The sequence below is a fragment of the Streptomyces sp. MUSC 14 genome (assembly GCF_001866675.1).
Lineage (GTDB): Bacteria > Actinomycetota > Actinomycetes > Streptomycetales > Streptomycetaceae > Streptomyces.
Map to the genome: position 1 here is coordinate 1 of NZ_MLYN01000104.1, position 18,827 is coordinate 18,827.

Here is an 18,827-nt window from a genome sequence, read left to right on the forward strand (position 1 = left end):
GCAGTTTTCACGATGCACCGTGCTCATAGGCCCAAACACCGTCCACTGGATGTTGGCGTCGCCAGCCCGCTTGGCCAACGGAGCCGCCCGCTCGACGAGCCGCCGGCGTGCACCCCACCACCTCCTACTCTGAGCGTCCGCCACGACACGCACGAGTTCCAGGGCCCCCTGCATGGCCGCCTTCTCATCGCTGTCTGGAACATCCTGCAGCTGCTCGACAGCCGCCTCGGCGATCGCCCCCGCTTCATCAGCGCCACCCTCCTGGGAGAGCAGGCAGTGCCCGAAATTCCAGTGTGCGGCAGCCAGCCGGATAGGGTCGTCCGCTTCCTCTGCGGCACGACGCGCCCGGTCCGCGACCATGAGCGCAAGGTCCAGGCGTCCTGTGCGCCGGCAATACGACCTCAGCAAGCCGTACAAGTCCGCTTCGATACGCAGAACTTCACGTCGCACACCGGAGTCATTACCAGCGCGATACACGCGGGCGGCGCCCTCAACATCGGCGATCAGTCGTGGAAGTACCTGCTCGACTTCGCTGAACCGCTCGTCGCTAGTGCTGCTCCGCGGAAGTTCGTGGAGGGGTGTTGATCAGGCGGCCTTGAGTGGGGTGCCCTCGTAGGTCCATCGGTAGGGCTTGGCGGTCTCGTTGTGCCCGATGACGTATGCCTCCAGCTTCTCGATCAGGTCGTCGCGGCTGGTGAAGTCGCCGTGCCGCGCGACCCGGCGGGTCAGGGCGGAGAAGAACAGCTCGACCTGGTTGAGCCAGGAGGCGTGTGGCGGGGTCCAGCGGACGTGCCAGCGCGGGTGCTCGGCCAGCCACGCCTTGGTGTGCCTGGCGGTGTGGGAGGAGCCGTTGTCGAGCACGACGTGGATCGCCTTGCCAGGAGCGATCACCTGGTCGAGCTGGTCCAGGAAGGCGGTGAAGGTCGCCGCGTTGTTGCGGGCGATCACCTCTGTGAGGACCTCACCGGTGCGCACGTCGAGAGCGGCGACGAGGGAGGCGGTGCCGTGACGCCGGTACTCGAACTCCTGCCGGGCGGGTTCACCGGGGCGTGCGGGACGACCGGGATGGCGGCGTGAACGGGCGGCGATCGCGGTCTTCTCGTCGATGGAGAGCACCACCGCTCCCTCCGGCGGATCAAGGTAGAGGGCGCACACCGCGGAGGCTCGCTGCCAGAAGTCGGGGGTGTCCCGACGGGTGAGCCAGCCACGGACCTTGTGCGGCTTCAGGTCCAGACCGGCCAGGATCCGGCCGACCTGGGAGGCGGAGACCGACACCAGGCAGGCACCGGCCACGTGCTGGGCGACGGCCCGGTGCGACCAGGTCGCTTCCGGATCCGGCGGCATGCTGGTTGCTGTGGCCACAATCGCTACGCGGACCTCGGGCCCGTAGATCTTCGGCCGCCCCGACCGTTCGGCGTCCCGCAAGCCGTCCGGGCCCAGTGCGGCGAACCGCCCGCGCCACTTGCGCACCGTGTTCACGCTGACCTCGAGCTCCCTGGCGATCGCACCATTGGCGAGTCCGTCCGCCGCCGCGAGGACGATCCGGGCCCGCAGCACCGCCCGCACCTCGGACTTCGCCGAGGCCACCGTCCGCACCAGCCGCTCGCGGACCCGCGAATCGATCGCCACCGCCACCGCTGTCCCCGCCCGTCGCCCACCCTCCACGGCCAACGATCATGGCGGGTCGCTGCCGCACCCGGCAGGATGGGCCCGTGCCGAAGAACCCCCCGGAATCGATGCAGCACCACCTGCGCCAGCGTCTGAACCGCCACGCCCGCGCATGCTGGCCCCACGTGGACGCCATCACGGTCCGCTTCCGCACCGGATTCGCTTACGTGGCAGCCGAGTTGCCCGGCGAAATGAGCCTGCCGCTGTGCCGACTGCGTTTCACCGGCGTACTGCACACCTGGGGCTTCGCCCTCTATCTGGCCAGCAACGACAGCTACCAGGACAACATCCTGCCCAGCGGACTGCCGGCCGGCTCCCCGGAGGAAGCCCTCGACTGCGCAGGCGACCTCTACCTCAATGCTCTCGCGCCGGCCATCCGGGTGCCGACAGGACTCGTCGTCCTCGTCGGTCCACCAGCCTCGGGCAAGACCAGCTTCGTTCAGGCACTGATCACGCGCCGGCAGATCGACGCGGAAGACGCGGTGTCCAGCGACGAGATCCGCGCGGAGCTTTTCGGCACCTCACCCGCGGAAGCGGAATCCGACGCGGCGGACGCACGGATCTTCGAGGAACGCGACCGCAGGATCATCGCCAGGCTCGCCACCGGACACAGCGCAGTCGCCGAGTCAACGAACGTCACGCCGCAGGCACGCGCACGACTCATCGCCATCGCCAGGCGCTTCAACGCCCCGGTGACCATGCTGCGATTCAACCCGGACGTCACCGACCTCCTCCAGCAGTACACCGAGCGAGGCCGCACGGACCTCACCGCCGCGGACGTCCGCGCCTACGCCACCATCATGACCCGGGACGCCGGTGCCGACCAGCTCCGCTCCGAGGGCGCAACCGCCGTCCACGATGTCCCCGGACGTCGCCAAGCAACCACGCCCGCCGAAGCCGCCGCGCGCTTCTCCTTCGCCTGACACATCCGACGCGTCCAGACCTGCCCTCCGACACCCCTCCACGAACTTCCGCGGAGCAGCACTAGGGCCTGTCCGGCGGATCATGCGACTACTAGGCTGCGACGATGGAACGTGCAACCGACGAGCCCGAAAGCTTCGCCCGGTCCGTAGATCCGGCCCAGGCGAATGACTACGACACCTTCGCCGAGGCGTATTCGGCGGAAACTGAGAACAATCTCGTGAACGCGTACTACGCGCGGCCCGCGATATTAGCCCTCGCCGGAGACGTGGCCGGCCGCAGGATCCTCGACGCCGGCTGCGGCTCAGGTCCCCTGTCCGCTGCATTACACGACCGCGGTGCCGTCGTCACCGGCATCGACGCCAGCGCCAGCATGCTGACGCTGGCCAGGCGACGGCTCGGCGACGACGTCGCCCTGCACCTAGCCGACCTGAGTGGTCATCTGCCGTTCGACGACGGTGCGTTCGACGACGTGGTCGCGTCGCTGGTCCTGCACTACCTGCAGGACTGGGTCCCGACGCTGGCTGAGATACAGCGAGTACTCAGGCCCGGCGGCCGGCTGATCGCGTCGGTGGACCACCCTTTCGTGGCCTATGCGAACCAGGACCCTCGGCCCGACTACTTCGCGGCCACCAGCTACACCGAAGAATGGACCTTCAACGGACGGTCCTTCCCAATGACTTTCTGGCGCAGGCCGCTGCACGCGATGACCGATGCCTTCACCGCTGCGGGCTTCCGTCTCACCGTCATCAGCGAGCCGCAGCCGGACCCGGCCGCCCGTGAGCGGTTCCCCGACGGCTTCCATGACCTTTCGACCAAAGCCAACTTCCTGTTCTTCATCGTCGAGGTACCACCGTCGGCTACGAGGAGTTGCTGAGTGGCCAGGTTAGAAGGACCAGTTCTGCGCACCCAGAGGCTTGTGATGGAGCCGATCGGCCGCGGGGACAGCGATGATCTTTTCGAGGCTGTGGTCAGTCAGGACAGCGTCATGCGATGGCTGGCGACCGGTCGGGCGGACAGTCGATCTGTGGCCAAGGTCATGTGCGACGACCACGTCGCCCACTGGACCAGACACGGCTACGGCGACTTCGCAGTCAGGGATGCTGCGACGCACGCCTTTCTCGGACGGGTAGGACTGCGCAATCGGGCCCACTACGGAGTCGATCTCGGATTTGCCGTGCACCCACGGGCCCAAGGCCGTGGGATCGCCGGTGAGGCAGGCCGCGCATGCCTGGACCTGGCGTTTCGCCGCCTCTCGCTACCTGCTGTTTTCGCGTTCGTTCTGCCCGGCAATACGGCCTCGATCGCGGTACTGCGCCGCCTGGGCGCCCAGGCAGACGGAACTGTCCAGTCCAGCGGCCTTGATTGTCTGCGCTACCGGTTTGGCTCCGCGCCCACGGCCGCTGCGGAGCACGCGGTAGACGACGGTGGTGCGGACCTCCAGTTGATCCATGCGCCGGGCCCCGGATGTCCGGATGAGAAAGCCGCACTTCGCGATGAACCACCCGACCCTTTCGAGGTGAATGGGCTCGATCTGGTGTGGGCCGACAAGCAGCACACCCTCACCGCTGTCTCCGAAGGGCGACCGGTGGCTTCCGCGGGATGGCTACTGCGGGACATGGAGTTTGATGGATTGCCGTGCCGCGCCGCGGGGCTAGGCAGTGTGCTGGTGCACCCCGCCTATCGAGGACAGGGCATCGCCCGGACGGTGATCAGCGTGGCGGTCGAACATGCAAGAGAGGCTGGCGCCGAGACGGTGATCTTACTATGCCGCCCGGAACTGGCCCCTATCTACACGCAGCTGGGATGGAGTCGGCTCTCCTTGCCCGTCACCTTCCAGCAGCCTGACGGCGCGCAAACCTTGCCACTGACCACCATGATCTACGACCTGGCCGACCGGCCTCATCCCACCATCAGTGTGGACCTGCGGGGCCTGCCCTTCTGATGCGCTGAGCAGTAACGTGTGGTCAGACTGCTTCGGAAAAGGGGACGTCCGCCCCAGCGGATGCCATTCTCACCAGCCAGTCGCGGATCATGAGCGGAGCCAGAGTCGGATCGAGGCGACAATGACAGTGCCGTGGAAGATGTACGCGCGTTTGTCGAACCTCGTGGCCACAGCACGGAAGTTCTTCAGGGCATTGATCGTCCGCTCCACTTCGTTCCTGCGCTTGTAGATCGTCTTGTCGAAGCCGACGGGCCGGCCGCCCTTGCTGCCGCGGGCTTGCCGGTTGGCTCGCTGATTCTTCGGCTCGGGGATGGTGTGCTTGATCTGCCGTCGTCGCAGGTAGCGACGGTTACGGCGGGACGAGTACGCCTTGTCGCCGCCGAGGTGGTCGGGCCGGGTGCGTGGGTGTCCGCCGTCCGGCCGGCCGACGCGAATGCGTTCCATGACAGGGATGAGCTGCGGGGCATCGCCCCACTGGCCCGGAGTGATCAGCAGGGCCAGCGGACGACGCCCGCCCTCACCGACGAGATGGATCTTGCACGTCAGGCCGCCCCGGGAGCGTCCCAGTCCCTCGTCGGGGCGGTGCTGCCGGGGCGTACGTCTTTTCCCGGCACCCTCGGCACGCTCCTCCGGGCCCCGGCGGCGTGCTGGTGGGCCCGGCAGGTTGTCGAATCGACGCTCACCATCGACCAGTCGATCCGGCCTTCCGCGTCGGCTTCAGCCAGGACGGCCGCGAAAATCTTGTCCCACGTGCCGTCCGCCGACCAGCGTCTATGTCGCTCATACACGGTCTTCCATGAACCGAAACGCGCAGGCAGATCCCGCCATGGCATCCCGGTGCGCAGCCGGTACAAAATCCCGTTGATGAGCCTGCGATGACTGACCCAACGGCCACCGCGCTGCCCGCATTTCGGCAGATGCGGCCTGAGCCGAACCCACTCCGCGTTCGTCAGATCTCCTCGCCCCATGACCATGCCAACGACCCACGGCCACGACGGTGACAAGATCCGCCGGACAGGCCCTAGGAAGAACGTCCGTCAGGCTGTGAGTTTGTAGTTGTGCTGGTCGGGGGTGGGGTAGAGACGCTCGTGTTCGCGGGCGAGGTGGAAGTCCAGGTAGGTGTCGAGGTCGTCGTTGTCCTTGACCGCGCGGAGCTTGAGGACGGCTTCGGCTCCGGCCAGGCTCCAGCGGGCGCCTGTCACGTCGAGGCGGTCGCCGATGAGATGCCTGGATGCTCCTTCTATCGCGCCGGTGGCGATCGGCCAGCCCTTCGCGAGGGCGGTGTCGTAGTGGAGCTGGTCGAGGTGGCCGGTGAGGTAGCGCACGCACTTGTCGGCGGCTTCGCGTTTCGCGTCGGCGAGGCCGGCGTTGTCGGCTTGTTCGGTGATCTCGGCGGCGGCGCGGGCGGCCTGCCCGTGGAGGATGGTGGTGAGGTGGCCGGCGACCCAGGTTTCTGCCTCGGGAGTGCCCACGGGGTGGAAGGCGTGCGCGGCACCGCATGCGTACTCGCTCACGTGGACGAAGTCGAGCAGGACGTGCACGGCCACCTGGCGGCGGGCGGCTTCGGCGTGGATCAGGTCGAGTTGGTGGCGGGCGCCGTCGACCAGCACGATCCAGGGCCGGTGGTGGCCCGCATCGCGGGCCTCGGCCTGCTCGAACGCGGCGGCGTTCACGCTCTCGGGCGCCTCGGTGACCGAGGCGGTGAGCCACTTTGCCTTCGCTTTCGGGCCGGGCCGCCGGGGTCGCCGGTCGCTGCGTCCCTCGGGTGGGGCGATGATGTCGTGCGGTCGGCGCACGGTCGGGGATGCGTCGAAGACGCAGGCCAGGGTGGCCATGCGTTTCCGGTTGGGTTTCTCGCCGGGGGCGAGCCGGGTGCGCATCGCCCGCCGTGCGTTGTTCAGGTTCTTGAGTGTGGCCGGCCGTAACGCTTCGGGCCGCATGGGGATGCCCTTGCCGTCGGCCTGGATGACCAGCAGGGTGTCCGCGGTCGCGGGCAGCGGCACCTTGCTGCGGTAGAAGGCGTCGATGTCGCTCGCGGTGGTGACCACCAGGCCCTCTGCCTGCCGCTTGCCCAAGACTTTCCCGCACCGGTCCTCGATCGCGGCCCTGGCCTGGTCGTAGGAACCACGCACCGCCTCGGTCACCGCCAGACGGCGCAGTCCGTGGCTGTGCCGTCCCGCCGGCAGCGACAGCTCGGCATCGGCCGGATGAACACAGCTCATCTTCCTGCCCCGCCAGGCGCACCGCTCCACGGTGACCGTGCCGAACACGCAGGCCAGCTCCCGCCGGTGCCCGTACTCCCGATAGCGGCGCGCCTGCCCGTCCGCACCAAGGACCACTCCCGCCCGCGTCTTCGCCTCCCGTTCGTGGCGGGCCCGCAGATCAAGACGGGCCTGGAGCAGCAGCCGCTGCAGCTCACGCCCGCGCGAGGCGATCAGTTCCTCCGGCTGGTGGTGTGCCAGCGCATCCGCGTCCGGCGAGGCCAAGTCGTCCTTCAGGCAGTCGAAGGCCCTGGTTGCAGACTCGAACACCTCGATGGCGACGAGGGCGTCGTACGGTTCCATCGCGCTCTTCTTTCTGCGTCGTACCGGTTGGCACCTTCGACAGTAGAAAGAAGAGCCTTTATCGTTACGGCAGTTGAAGTCATTCACCCGGCCCTGGTGCCGCCTCAGTCGAGGATGACTTCTCGTGTCGTTTCCGACCGGACGTCGTGATAGAGAACTTGCCACTCTGATCCGAGCTCTCGCGCAAGGTCGTGTGCGAGCCTCTCTCCCGTCACGGAAAATTCCTCTTCGGCCTCCCGGGTCGGGAAGCCGGATGAGACGGGATCGTCGTGGTTCAAGGCCCCGTCGAACTGTTCAGCCCAAGCAGTGAGCTTTCCTGTCAGTTGGGAGGAGAGACCTAGGCGGGGATCACCTGGTGCGATGTCGCCGGCATCAACGCCGGTGAGCCACAAGGGATGACACTCGTAGTCCGCCATGACTTTGATGGTTGGATGCTGCTTGGTTGCCGTCATCCCGTGCTCCTCGGGTTAGCGCCACTGATGAACGAGATCCTTGGCAAGTCGTCGGTGGTGGCCTTCTCGATCTTGGCGATCTCGAAGGCGAAATTGGTGCAGGTGGTCAGCTCCTCAGATTGGAACCGACGATCAAGCGATCCTCTTAAGTCACGCCCGTCATCTGCGGGCCCCAGCGATTGCCTAAGCACTGAGGATCGCCCAGAGATGCGGTCAATGAATCGTGATCTGCTCGACCCGAGGAAGCGACCGGGGAGATACGAGCGGAAGGGATCGTACTTCCTCGCCTTGCTCGGCCTCGCAGTGGCTCTGACCTGCTACAAGAAGCTCGCGAAACCCGCCACGTAACTAGCATGCCCTGCGCCGCACTTCTTGCGCCGCAGGGCATACTGGAATCCGCTGGCGTCAGGTAGCGCTGAACCAGCAAATATTCACATACTCAAGCGGGTCCTCGTACGCCTGCATTTCCGAGTGGATGCGTTCCAGCGTCTCAGAGCGGGAGAGACCCCACGGGATGACGCCCTCTCCATCTTTTGGGCTCATATCTCCCACCTTGATGCCGTGGTCCATCATGTCTCCGATAAGTCTGAGTGCAGCTTCTTGCACCTCAGCTTCACTGGCGCTCTGACCTGCCACCGTTTCGGCTGCGTCCCAGAGTGGAGTGAAGTAGACCGGGGACATCTCTGTGTATCGGATCAGATAATCCAGCTCGGCGCGGTACTCGGCGTCCGTCAGCATGAGCGTTCTTCCTTACTTAGCGTGGTATCGCTTAAATCCGAACTCTTTGGCGAGGTCCTTGGTGAAGTCGATCGTGGTATCGCCGGCCCCGCCTGAGCTGCTGAAGTTTCGGTAGTTGACGTTCCCGCCTTCCATCTTCCACACTTCAACGCTTCCCTTCCCGGGGACCTGCGTCACCTGATCAGGCGGGCCGAGCTTGCTACGGATTGAGTCAGCAACGCCCTTGAGCTCATCAGGAGTGATGATGCGAACGCCTGGGCTGTCCTCGTATCCGAGGGGCTTTCCTTCCTTAAGGACAACCTCGCTGAGGTGCCCGATCCGGCCCAGGCGGGTTGATTCCGCTATCTTCTCGACGTCCTTGAGTGCCTTGAGGCCCTTGATTTCTCCCGCCCCAGGGATCACCATCGCCAGGGCTTCGCCGCACTTCGTCGCGCTGGGATCCTTGTAGCACTCGACGGCAAGGTCGGTTCCGGTGACGGCCCAGACGAGGGCGACGAGGCGCGGGTCGTATTCGGGGGCCTCGATGGTGCCGCCCTTGTTGACACAGCGGACCAGGTTCCAGTCGACTCCGGCGACGTTGTTGTTGGGGATGCAGCGCGGCTTGTTGTCGGTTGCCGCTTGCTTCTTGCGGGCTTCCTCGGCGGCCTTGCGCGCTGCGGCTTCTTCCTGCTTGCGCAGCTCGTAGGTCTTCTTCCAGGCTGCCTTGGCGTCACTATTTGCCTGGTCGGCGGACTTGCCGGCGTCCAGGGCGTCCTGTTTGGCCTGTGCCGCCGAGGCGTTGGCTGACGCGGCGGAGTTGCGTGCGTAGGTGGCGGACCATGCGGCCTGGGCGGCGGATTCGGTGGCAGCTGCGGCGTCGCGGTCCGCGGCGTCGGCGGCGTTGCGGGCGGTGGTCGCGGACTTGGCCGCCTTGTCGGCGCTGGCCTGTGCCTGATTGGCGGACTTGTCGGCGTCGGCCGCGTAGCCCTTGGCCTCGTCCGCGGACTCCTTGGCGTCTTCGGCTGCGGCCGTCGCGTCGGCGGCGGCTCCGTTGGCCTCGTAGGCGGCCTTAGCCGCCAGGAAGCTGTTCTTGCGCGCGGTGGCGGCTGCGGCATCGGCCTGGGCGACCAGGCCGGTCACCCGGGCGACGTGGGTGGCGGCCAACTGGTCCTTGCGGTCGGCCATGTACTGCCCGACAGCGATGAAGTCGTGCAGTTCGTTGACCGGTCCGGCCAGTGCGATCTTCGCCGCGGCCTTCACCTCGGGGCCGCCGTCGTTGACCAGCTTGGAGGCCTGGGCCTCTTCATCGGTGCTGCGGGCGACGTACTGTCCGTGAGCGAGGAACGCCGCGAGGGCTTTGCCGCTGCCGTCGGCGAGCGCGGCCTTGCCGGCTTCCTGCACGCTGGTGCCACCGGCATTGACGATCTTGGAGACTTCCACCTCCATGTCGGTGGTACCGGAGGTGTACTGGCCGGTGGTGTAGAAGTCGTTGACCGTCTTGGCGTCACCCTCAAGGGCCTTGGCCGCAGCGGTGCGCACGCTCTCGTACGGGCTGGTGGTGCTCAGCTCGGAGACGGCGTCGCGGGTCTCGTCCTGCACTGCCGCGTTCCAGCCGGTACGCAGGAACGTGATCACGTCCTGGTCGGTGCCGCCCAGGACGTCGGCAGCGGCCTGGCTCACCCATGGGCCGCGGGTCTTCATCGCCTCCAGGGCGAGCTGGCGGCCCTTGGCCGCGAGAACGGCCTGATCGGCGTCCGACTTGGCAGCCTCAGCACCGAGGGTGGCCTCGGTGGCGTCCAGGTCATGCGCCTTGACGGCAACGCCGGCGGCCTGGGACACGGACTCGTCGTAGGTGGCCTTCTCGGTCTTGGCGACCTCGATGGCGGCGTTGGTGCGGGTGGTCAGCTCCTCCGCCTCGGTCTGGCGGGCCACGTCGAAGACCTGGTGCGCCGTGGTGGCCGCGTGGGTGGCGGTGTCGGCGGCCTGCTTGGCCGCGGCCGCGTGCTGGGTCGCCAGCTTCGCCGCTTCGGCTGCCGTGCCGGCGAACTTGGCGGCCGCGTCCGCAGCATCGGCGGCCTTATCGGCGTGGTCGGCAGCCGAGTTGGCGTAGTCGCGTGCCTGGTTGGCGGCGGTGGCGGACTTGTCCGCCAGGGCTTCGGCCGCGTCCGCCGCTCGGTTGGCCTCCGCGGCGTGACGGCGCGTCTCTGCAGCGGCGGCCGCGGCCTCGCCCGAGTGGACACCCGCCGCTTCGGCAGCGGTGTTGGCGCGGTCGGCCGCATCGGCGGCCGCGTTCGCGTTCGCCCCGGCGCTGCGGGAGGCCTTCACCGCGGCCTTCGCCGCCAGCGACGCCTTGCCCGCCTGGTCCGCGGCCACCGCGGAACGGCGCGCGAGATCGGCGGCCTTGTGTGCGGCCTTGGCCTTGGCGGCTGCATCTGCGGCCTGGTTCTTGTCCTTGCCTGCAGCGATCGCAGCGTTGTAGGCGTCCTCGGCCGCGTCCGCAGCCTGCGCAGCGGCGCTCGCGGTCTGCGCGGCCGCGAGCGCGGCGATGCGCGCGGAACGGTTGGCCGCGTTCGCGGCACTAATCGCGCTCTGTGCGGCGGATGCGGCCTGGCGGGCCGCATCGGCGGCCTGCTTGGCCTTGACGGCGGCCTTCTTCGAGTCGTTCTTGGCCGCCTCGGTCTCGGTCGCGGCCTTGTCGGCGGCCTTCCGCGCCTGCCCGGCGGCTGCGATCGCCTTCTTCGACTGCGCCTGGGCGGCCTCGGTCTCCTTCTGCGCCTGCTTGCCGGCCTTCTCCGCCTGATCCGTAAGCTCGGCGATGGTGGCGTGTTCCTCGTCGCGGTCACGGGCCGTGAACTGGCCGACCTCCAGGAACTCGACGATGTCGTCCGCGCTGCCCTTGAGAGCAAGCTTGCCTGCGGCCCGCACGTTCGGCCCGCCCGCATTGATGATCTTGGAGACCTCGACCTCGTTGTCGATCTCCCGGGCGTCGTACTGGCCGCGGTCGAGAAACCTCGCCCGGTCGGCGGCGGTGCCGTTCAGTGCCTTCTTCCCGGCCTCCTGCACGCTGGGGCCGCCGTAGTTGACGATCCGGGAGACATCGACCTCCTGGTCCTGCTCCAGCGGCGCCTTCCATCCGTCCTTCAAGAACGCGTGCAGTTGCTCCGGGGTACCCGCCAGCGCTGCCTTCGCGGCATCCCTGACCGCGGGACCACCTGCGTTGAAGATGCGGCTGACATCGACCTCGTCATCGACGTTCTGGATCGCAGGCGCGTCGCCGAGGAACTTCTTGATGTCGTCGCTGCCGCCGAGCAGTGCCTGTTCGGCGGCTTCCTTGATGCCCGTGCCGCCGTACTGCCAGTAGTCGACGGCCTGTTCACGATCGGTGAGGACTGGAACGCCATCCTGGTCTGTGGCAGCCGCGGCTGGCACAGACGTACCCAGCAACCCGGCTATAAGCATCCCGGGGAGCAGGGCTGCAGCTCCGCGGGCGCCCCGCCGCTGCGTCCGGTTCCGGTGTCTTGACTCAGTCCGGCGTGAGGTGCCAGCACCGTGGCCGAGTGGTCGTCTTCCCACCCTGATTCCTTTCTCGTGACCCTGCACGCCCAGGCGACTGACCGTGCCTTGTGTCGACTGCGTGAAGGCTCACCTTCTCGATCGCCCACCCTTAAACAGAATGTCCGTTTTAGGGACATCGCGAGGAATGGCCGATATTAGGTGAAGTAAAAGCGAAGCCTCCGCGGTAGCTTCACTTGATCGCACAGCAACTTTTTACCTAGACGTTGCCGTTCAGAGGGTTGCAGCATACATGTGATTTACTTATGGAAATTCTGTGGGCAGTATTCATGCCGACCCACCCCTGCCCGGAAGGAAGATGTGGCGATAACCCGTGCCCGAAAGGCACTCATCACTGGTGCCGTTGGAGCCCTGGCCGCAACCGGCAGCCTCCTGACACTCAGCACCGCACAGGCCGAACCGCAGACCGCCCCGGCCGCTGCCACAGCCACGGACATGCCCACCACCGCCGAGACTTGGGACTACCCCGGCGCGGCGAAGATCGCCGAGGAGAAGGGCATCGCCCTCAAGCGTGGTGACGGGCACATCACGCTCACCGACTGCACCCAGCCCTATGACCTCCAGGTCCGCTCCCGGCTCGGGCACTTCTGCTTCGCTGTGAACAGCAACAAGGGCCTGCTCACGCTCGAGCTCCCGGACTCCTTCGGGATCGACAACGGGGCGCACCCCGTCACCGCGACACTGGACGCGGGCGGCAAGGAGAGCGTCGTGAAGGCCCCCGTCAACGACTACACACCGATGGGCGAGTCGGGTGACTCCGGCAAGCGCTCCATCCTGGTCGAACTGCGTGTCACCGGCTGACCTCGCCCACTGCGCCCCGCCGCCTGAGTGAGGCGCGCGGGCCATCGTCCGGCTCCCAGCACCGTCGGCTTGCCGCCCTTGTTCGTTGTTCCACTTTGATCGGATCCTGCGTACCTGTGTCCAGAACTTCCCGTCGAGCAGCACTGACCGGCCTGCTCGCCACCTCGCTCGCCACCGGGGCGCTCGCTGCCCCGCCCGCCCAGGCCGTCACCGGCTCCGAGGCCGGCAAGGCCGCCGCGTTCACCGCCCGCATCGACATCGGCAACGGCGACCGCACCTGCTCCGGCGTCCTGGTCGAGTCGCAGTGGCTGCTGACTTCCGCCACCTGCTTCGCCAACGGCGGCAATCCTGCTGCGGGCGCCCCAGCCAAGACCGCAAAGGCCACCATCGGCCGCACCAACCTGACATCCAGCACCGGACAGATCCGCAACATCGTGCAGCTGGTGCCGCGCACCGACCGCGACGTGACGCTGGCCCGAATGGACAAACCGGTCACGGACATCGCCCCAGTGGCCATCGCCGCCCACGCCCCCACTGCCGGCACCGACGTGACCGTGCCCGGCTACGGGCGCACCAAGACCGAGTGGTCCCCGATGAAGATGCACGTCGGCACCTTCACTGTCGGCGCCACCAGCACCAGCGGCCTGCAGCTCGCCAGCAAGGACGGCTCCGCCATCTGCGCCGGCGACACCGGCGCGCCCGCCCTGGCCGTCAACGGTGGCAAGAGCAACCTCGTGGGCATCAACTCCCGATCCTGGCAGGGTGGTTGTTTCGGCACTGAGGCTACCGAGACCCGCACCGACGCACTCGACACCCGTGTCGACGACCTGGCCGACTGGGTATCGGCGCACGTGGCGCGATGGGGTCTGAAGGCAGAGGCCAACGGCAAGTACGTGGCAGCCGAGTTCAACGACGCAGGCAACCAGCAGGGCAAACTGCGCGCCCGCAGCGACGCCCCCACCGGCAGCTGGGAGCAGTTCGCGCTCCCCGCAAACGGCACCGACGGTGGAATCAGCCTGCAGGCCCAGAACGGTGACCTGTACGTGAGCGTCGAGGTCGAGGACTCCGGCACCCACGCCGGCATGCTGCGCGCCCGCGCCACCAGCGCAGGCAGCTGGGAGAAGTTCAAGCTCGATCGACAGAACAACGGAAACTACTCACTGAAGGCGATGAGCAACGGCAAGTACGTGTCCACCGAGATCAACGACAGCGACACGGACAGCGGACTGCTGCGTGCGCGCAGTGAGACGGTCGGCAGCTGGGAACGCTTCGGCCTCGCCCGCGCCGACAACTTCCCCACCGCATCCCGCGATACCGTCCAGCCCGGCCCGCTGCCAGCCTCCTAAGCTTGATTCTGAAGCTTCTATAGATCGTCAAGCTGTAGGAGACGGCCCGGCTGTGCCGCTGACTGCGCTGGTCAGGTGGTGGTAGACCTCGCGCGCGACGAAGCGCTTGAGGCACCTGAAGATGTCTTTCGTCTTGAGTCCTTCGAGAGTGCGCCGGGCGACGTAGTCACGGGTGCGCGGGTCGTGACGCATGCGGACCAGCACGATTATGTGCAGCGCGCGGTTGGCTTGGCGGTCTCCGCCACGGTTGAGCCGGTGGCGGTCGGTACGCCCGGAAGAGGCGGGCACTGGCGCGGCGGCGCACAGGTGGGCGAAGGAGGCCTCGGATGCGAGCCTGTCGGGGTTGTCCCCGGCGGTGACCAGCAACTGCCCGGCGGTCTCGGTCCCGACGCCCGTCAGCGCGAGCAGGCCCGGTGCGGTGCGGGCGATCAGGATGCGCAGGTCGCGGTCCGCGTCCGCTATCTCCTCGCTCAAGTGCCGGTAACGCCTGGCCAGGCGCTTGAGGGCCAGTCTTACGGCTGTGGCCGGGGCAGCCAGATCGGTACCCGGACGGGTGACGGCCAGCCGTCGGACCAGCTCGGTGGTAGTCAGCGAGCGGAGTGCTTCGCGGACCTCAGCGGGTGCGGTGATGATCAGCGATTTGATCTGGTTGATGGTCTGGGTGCGGGCCTTGACGGCGCTGGCGCGTACGACGCGCAGTCCGCGGATTGCCTCGACCGCGCCATCGCGGTGTTTCGGCGTGCCTGTGGCGCGGCCGGCGAGTACCGCGGTGGCGGCGGCGTAGGCGTCGATGGAGTCTGACTTCCCTACCGCCCGACGAGCCCGACGGTCGGGTCGGTCCACCTCGATGACGGTGATCTGGTTGGTTCGGAGGTAGCGGCCGAGTTCGGCGCCGAAGGAGCCGGTGCCCTCCATGCCCACAACCAGCACCCGGCCGTGGGAACGCAGCCACTCCAGCAGGTCCCGGTAGCCCGCAGGCGTTGTGGGGAAGGCCTCGGTGGCCAGGTGCTGGCCGATGGTGTCGATGACGGCGGCCTGGTGGAAGTCGGTGTGGGTGTCGATCCCGCCGATCACCTCGATGGGCTGTGACATGGTGGCCGGTTTCCTTCCGTGCGCGGCGAGTTGGCTCGCGCGCACCGACCGGCGGACGGACACGACTGTGATGGGACCACGTGGGTCACGCTTCTATGAGGTCACGATCGCCGAGCGGTACACGCGGGTGGCACCGCCCGAAAGGTCAACGATTCAGAGTGAGGACAGCCGAAGCGTGAATCGGGGATCGGGTCAGACCCTCGAGCGGTGCCGCCCCATCCTCACAGTCGGGGATCTTGGAGATGCCCAGGTCAGCTGCCCAGGGTTCGCCAGGACTTCGGCCGGGGTATCTCGCGCTGGTCGAGGTAGTTCTGGAAGGCAGTCGGCCGACGGTGCGTGAGGGCTTCCTCGGTCGGCGGCAGTCCGCTGAGGCGCTCGATGTTGACCGCGATGGCGGTCAGGACGTGCTGGATATGGGCCTTGCCCTGCCCTCGGTAGCGGCAGCGTCGCATGCCATGGCCGTGGGCGAACTCGTTGACCGTGCCTTCCACTCCGGAGCGGATCGCGTAGCGGGCCTTCCACTCGGGTGTTTGCTGCTCGGTGCGGACGCGGAGTTGCAGGTCGCGGAGTTCTCGTGGGGGAAAGCCCACGGTGCGGGCGCTGTCGGCGGTAGTGGTGCACTGGGTGCGGGCCGGGCAGGGTCGGCACTGGCTCTTGGTGAACCTGGCCACGATCAGCGGGGCCGCGGTGGGCGAGGAGGCCGGGTAGGGGCCGTGCCAGCCCGCGCTGACCTGACCCTGGGGGCAGGTGACCTGCTGGCGGTCGTAGTCGATGTGGAAGTCGTCCCGGGCGAAGCCTTCGTTTCGGCGGTGTTGGCGGGTGGGGTTGCTCTTCAGTGGCCCGGAGACGGCGATCTGGTGTTCACGGGTGGCTTGTTCCAGGTGGGGCAGGGAGGTGTAGCCGGCGTCGACCAGATGCTCGGCGGGCAGCAGCCCGCGACGTGAGAGACGGGTGTGGATGCCGGGCAGGACCTTGCTGTCGTGGGTGGTGGCCGCGGTGGTGGCCACATCCGTGATCACGTTGGGGCCGTCGGGAGCACAGGTCTCGGTCAGGTGAGCGGCGAACCCCTTCCAGCTGATGATGTGCCCGTGCCGTGCGTAGCGAGCTGAGGTGTCGTAGGGCGAGACGATCGCCCGGGACGAGGGCGGCAGTCCAGGTCCGCCTTCCGTCTCGGCGGTGCGCCAGCGCAGGTGTCCTGCGGCGTCACGGTGGTAGTTCTGCACCATGATCCGGCGCAGGGCCTGGATACGAGGTCCGCACGTGCGGTCTGCTCCGTGCCGGCAGAGGTGTTCCAGGAGCCGGACGGCGTCGTTTCCGGTGGCCAGGATCCTGGTCTTGGGTTTGGTGGGGTTCTTGCCCAGGCGCACCGGTCGGCCGTAGCGGCGCCCCCAGTCCTCATCGACCAGCTCGTCCAGCAGGTGAGGAGAGATACCGGCGACTTCTTCCAGTGCGGCACGGACCGCCTCGGTGACCAGCTCCAGGCGGGTCAGATCCCGCACCGCGGCCAGGACATGGGTGGAGTCGGTGCGCTGCGTGGTGCGCTCGCGTACCAGGCCGGCCTGCTTCAGGCGGGCCAGCGCCAGGTCGAGGAGGCGGTCAGCACGGCCGTCTTCGGCGAGACGGTCGCGGAAGTCGGCCAGGACGCTGTGGTGGAAGCCGGGATCGTCCAGTTCCATGGCCATTGCGTACTTGAAGTCGATGCGGCAGCGGACTGCCTCGGCGGCCTGCCGGTCCGACAGGCCGAGCAGGAACTGCAGCACACAGACGGTGGCCAGTTGAGCAGGCGAAAGACCCGGACGCCCGTCTCGCGGGTACCAGTCGGCGAAGTCCTCGTCGCACCACAGCCCATCGAGGCGGTCACGTACCCATATCGCCGTCGTGCCGCCCGGGTTGCTCGCCCTCGCGATCTGCGCGGTCAGAGGCGGGACTTGCTCACCGGAACGGGGGCGGAGGGACAACGGGCACCTCGACAGCTGCATCGGTCGACGGAACTACCCGAGCATGCCCGTTGACCATGCTGACGCACCGGGAAACACCAAGATCCCCGACTGTGAGTTCGGGGGAACTCCTGGTTCGGGTCAGGCAAGCCCCAAGCGCTCCGCCAACCCCAGGACTTGGCGGCGGTACGTCGGACGGACGCGCTGCACTAGGCCCAACACCATGTCAGTAGCCAACTTGCTGCGCACCATGTCCTCCGGACTCAGCTTCTCCAAGTCCAGCAGGTACACGAGAACGGCGGCGTCATCGCGCCGCAGGTCGTAACAGCGCGCCAGCTCCAGGGTGAAGGTGAACTGTCGTTCCCTGCTCGGCAGACGGGAGATGTCGACCTCGTCGGCCAGACGTAGCCCTTCGGCGCTCTCCCCAGCCAGCATCTCGATGCTGAGCGCGTGGAGATGGATGTTGGTAGGCCCGAACACCGTCCATTGGATGTTGGCGTCGCCGACTCGCTTCGCCAACGGAGCTGCCTGCTCGGCGAGTCGCCGACGCGCACCCCACCACCGTCTGCTCTGAGCTTCAGCCACCACACGTACGAGTTCCAGGGCACCCTGCATGGCCGCCTTCTCCGGGCTGTCTGGAACACCCTGCAGTTGCTCGACAGCGGCCTCGGCGATCGCCCCTGCTTCATCGGCACCGCCCTCCTGGGAGAGCAGGCAGTGCCCGAAATTCCAGTGGGCGGCAGCCAGCCGGATAGGGTCGTCCGCTTCCTCCGCGGCACGACGCACCCGGTCCGAGACCATGAGCGCAAGGTCCAGGCGCCCCGTGCGTCGACAATACGACCTCAGCAGCCCGTACAAGTCCGCTTCGATGCGCAGAACTTCACGGCGGACGCCGGGGTCGTTACCGGTGCGATACGCCCGGACGACACCCTCGACATCAGCGATCAGTCGCGGCAGTACCTGCTCGACTCCGCTGAATCGCTCCTCGCTGGTCTGCCAGGTCCTCCATGCATCCTCGACACGATCCCGAAGCTCCGCCGTCGTGGCGACGGGGCCCGTTCGAACTCCCCCGTAGCCCATCAGGGCACGTGCGATCTCGGGAGCCGTACTCAGGGAGACGCCGGCCTCAGGCACAGGCTCGTCGGACAGCAGCGCGGACACCGGCACACCCAGCTCCCGCGCGAGCCTGGCCAGCACGTCGGGCGACGGTGTCTTCTTCCCGGTCTCGATCAGCGACAGATATCGCTCGGTGATCGCGCACAGGCCTGCGATGGCAGCCTGTGAGCGGTTACCGTTCTTACGCCTGTAGTACCTGACCTGTCGCCCCCCGATGGGCAGCTTCGGTGAATCGACCATCAGCCCTCCCGTAATCCGTCAGGGTAGGGCTGTCTTCCGCGTCGCGGATACTTTCCGCAACGATTGGGGGACTCAGCGCATCTGCTTGGACGTTCCGTTCGGAAGGGCCCGCCGCATGCCACAGCTCGTCTTGTGGGACATCGACCACACTCTCATCGACACGCGCGGAGTCGGACGCAGATTGTCCGCCGCAGCGTTCGAGGAAGTGACCGGTGAGGCGCTGCGTCGGCAAACAAAGATCGACGGCATCACCGAAGCCGTCATCTTCCGGGAGACCGCCAAGCTCCACGGCTTCACCACCGACCGAGCCGACTTCGAACGGTTCGCGGCGGCACTCACAGCGCAGCACGTCCAGCACGCCGGCGCACTGCGCGAGCAGGGGCGTGCCCTGCCCGGCGCCGCAGCCGCCCTCCACGCCCTCGACGCCTATGAGCACGGTGCATCGTGAAAACTGC

14 protein-coding genes and 2 pseudogenes are annotated in these 18,827 nt (G+C 67.4%); 6 read left to right on the plus strand and 10 right to left on the minus strand.

The features are described 5' to 3' along the window. Positions 1-360 (minus strand): annotated as a pseudogene (locus BIV25_RS44740) (transcriptional regulator); the annotation flags it as partial. Between the two features lie 225 nt (positions 361-585). Beyond that, on the minus strand, positions 586-1,629 hold the full coding sequence (locus BIV25_RS44745; RefSeq protein WP_218158532.1) for an IS630 family transposase: 1,044 nt from the start codon (positions 1,627-1,629) through the stop codon (positions 586-588). An 83-nt stretch (positions 1,630-1,712) separates the two neighbouring features. On the opposite strand from BIV25_RS44745, the gene BIV25_RS53925 reads away from it, so the two are divergent. The 3 genes from BIV25_RS53925 (at position 1,713) to BIV25_RS44760 (ending at position 4,534) form a co-directional block, all read left to right on the plus strand. Continuing rightward, entirely contained in the window at positions 1,713-2,591 is an 879-nt protein-coding gene (locus tag BIV25_RS53925) for an ATP-binding protein (RefSeq protein ID WP_071378353.1), read from the plus strand. Between the two features lie 104 nt (positions 2,592-2,695). After that, positions 2,696-3,466 (plus strand): class I SAM-dependent methyltransferase, encoded by a 771-nt coding sequence (locus tag BIV25_RS44755; protein ID WP_071378354.1) that lies wholly within the window; start codon positions 2,696-2,698, stop codon positions 3,464-3,466. A 45-nt stretch (positions 3,467-3,511) separates the two neighbouring features. Beyond that, the gene (locus BIV25_RS44760; protein ID WP_256257202.1) at positions 3,512-4,534 is read left to right on the plus strand and encodes a GNAT family N-acetyltransferase; all 1,023 of its coding nucleotides are present in this window, start codon (positions 3,512-3,514) and stop codon (positions 4,532-4,534) included. A gap of 87 nt (positions 4,535-4,621) precedes the next feature. Here the strand turns inward: BIV25_RS44760 and BIV25_RS48775 are convergent. The 5 genes from BIV25_RS48775 to BIV25_RS44785 all read right to left on the minus strand — a co-directional run bounded on the left by BIV25_RS48775 (position 4,622) and on the right by BIV25_RS44785 (position 11,696). Beyond that, a protein-coding gene (locus BIV25_RS48775; RefSeq protein ID WP_107486715.1) for an IS5 family transposase occupies positions 4,622-5,502 on the minus strand; the annotation gives its coding sequence in 2 pieces (ribosomal slippage) (positions 4,622-5,142 and positions 5,142-5,502; 882 coding nt in all). Between the two features lie 69 nt (positions 5,503-5,571). Beyond that, positions 5,572-7,098 (minus strand): ISKra4 family transposase, encoded by a 1,527-nt coding sequence (locus BIV25_RS44775; protein ID WP_071378358.1) that lies wholly within the window; start codon positions 7,096-7,098, stop codon positions 5,572-5,574. Positions 7,099-7,202: 104 nt separating this feature from the next. Further along, positions 7,203-7,550 carry a hypothetical protein gene (locus tag BIV25_RS48780; RefSeq protein WP_218158533.1) on the minus strand — a complete coding sequence of 116 codons (348 nt, stop codon included), beginning with the start codon at positions 7,548-7,550 and terminating at the stop codon, positions 7,203-7,205. A gap of 405 nt (positions 7,551-7,955) precedes the next feature. Next, the gene (locus tag BIV25_RS44780) at positions 7,956-8,288 is read right to left on the minus strand and encodes a hypothetical protein (RefSeq protein WP_071378359.1); all 333 of its coding nucleotides are present in this window, start codon (positions 8,286-8,288) and stop codon (positions 7,956-7,958) included. 12 nt (positions 8,289-8,300) lie between these two features. Continuing rightward, positions 8,301-11,696 carry an ALF repeat-containing protein gene (locus BIV25_RS44785; RefSeq protein ID WP_071378360.1) on the minus strand — a complete coding sequence of 1,132 codons (3,396 nt, stop codon included), beginning with the start codon at positions 11,694-11,696 and terminating at the stop codon, positions 8,301-8,303. A 579-nt stretch (positions 11,697-12,275) separates the two neighbouring features. Between BIV25_RS44785 and BIV25_RS44790 the strand changes: the two genes are divergently transcribed. Both BIV25_RS44790 and BIV25_RS44795 read left to right on the plus strand, forming a co-directional pair. Further along, positions 12,276-12,641: a hypothetical protein gene (locus BIV25_RS44790; protein ID WP_256257200.1), complete on the plus strand. Its 366-nt coding sequence runs from the start codon at positions 12,276-12,278 to the stop codon at positions 12,639-12,641. Positions 12,642-12,757: 116 nt separating this feature from the next. Then, the gene (locus tag BIV25_RS44795) at positions 12,758-13,987 is read left to right on the plus strand and encodes a trypsin-like serine protease (RefSeq protein WP_071378362.1); all 1,230 of its coding nucleotides are present in this window, start codon (positions 12,758-12,760) and stop codon (positions 13,985-13,987) included. Between the two features lie 27 nt (positions 13,988-14,014). Here the strand turns inward: BIV25_RS44795 and BIV25_RS44800 are convergent, their stop codons facing one another. The 3 genes from BIV25_RS44800 to BIV25_RS44810 form a co-directional block, all read right to left on the minus strand. Continuing rightward, positions 14,015-15,079, minus strand: a complete 1,065-nt coding sequence (locus BIV25_RS44800) for an IS110 family transposase (protein WP_071378363.1) — start codon at positions 15,077-15,079, stop codon at positions 14,015-14,017. A 251-nt stretch (positions 15,080-15,330) separates the two neighbouring features. Continuing rightward, a complete protein-coding gene (locus tag BIV25_RS44805) occupies positions 15,331-17,037 on the minus strand; it encodes an IS1182 family transposase (protein ID WP_256257201.1) in 1,707 nt (568 codons plus the stop codon). Between the two features lie 120 nt (positions 17,038-17,157). After that, positions 17,158-18,372: a helix-turn-helix domain-containing protein gene (locus BIV25_RS44810; protein ID WP_071378364.1), complete on the minus strand. Its 1,215-nt coding sequence runs from the start codon at positions 18,370-18,372 to the stop codon at positions 17,158-17,160. A 115-nt stretch (positions 18,373-18,487) separates the two neighbouring features. On the opposite strand from BIV25_RS44810, the pseudogene BIV25_RS44815 reads away from it, so the two are divergent. Continuing rightward, a pseudogene (locus BIV25_RS44815) lies at positions 18,488-18,799 on the plus strand (HAD family hydrolase); the annotation flags it as partial. Positions 18,800-18,827: the final 28 nt, after the last annotated feature.

What these genes read in the sequence shown, in the direction of transcription:
- BIV25_RS44755 (WP_071378354.1), top strand. Translation starts at nt 2,696, where the DNA reads ATGGAACGTGCAACCGACGAGCCCGAAAGCTTCGCCCGGTCCGTAGAT.
- BIV25_RS44760 (WP_256257202.1), top strand. Translation starts at nt 3,512, where the DNA reads ATGGAGCCGATCGGCCGCGGGGACAGCGATGATCTTTTCGAGGCTGTG.
- BIV25_RS44775 (WP_071378358.1), bottom strand. Translation starts at nt 7,098, where the DNA reads ATGGAACCGTACGACGCCCTCGTCGCCATCGAGGTGTTCGAGTCTGCA.
- BIV25_RS48780 (WP_218158533.1), bottom strand. Translation starts at nt 7,550, where the DNA reads ATGACGGCAACCAAGCAGCATCCAACCATCAAAGTCATGGCGGACTAC.
- BIV25_RS44780 (WP_071378359.1), bottom strand. Translation starts at nt 8,288, where the DNA reads ATGCTGACGGACGCCGAGTACCGCGCCGAGCTGGATTATCTGATCCGA.
- BIV25_RS44790 (WP_256257200.1), top strand. Translation starts at nt 12,276, where the DNA reads ATGCCCACCACCGCCGAGACTTGGGACTACCCCGGCGCGGCGAAGATC.
- BIV25_RS44800 (WP_071378363.1), bottom strand. Translation starts at nt 15,079, where the DNA reads ATGTCACAGCCCATCGAGGTGATCGGCGGGATCGACACCCACACCGAC.
- BIV25_RS44810 (WP_071378364.1), bottom strand. Translation starts at nt 18,372, where the DNA reads ATGGTCGATTCACCGAAGCTGCCCATCGGGGGGCGACAGGTCAGGTAC.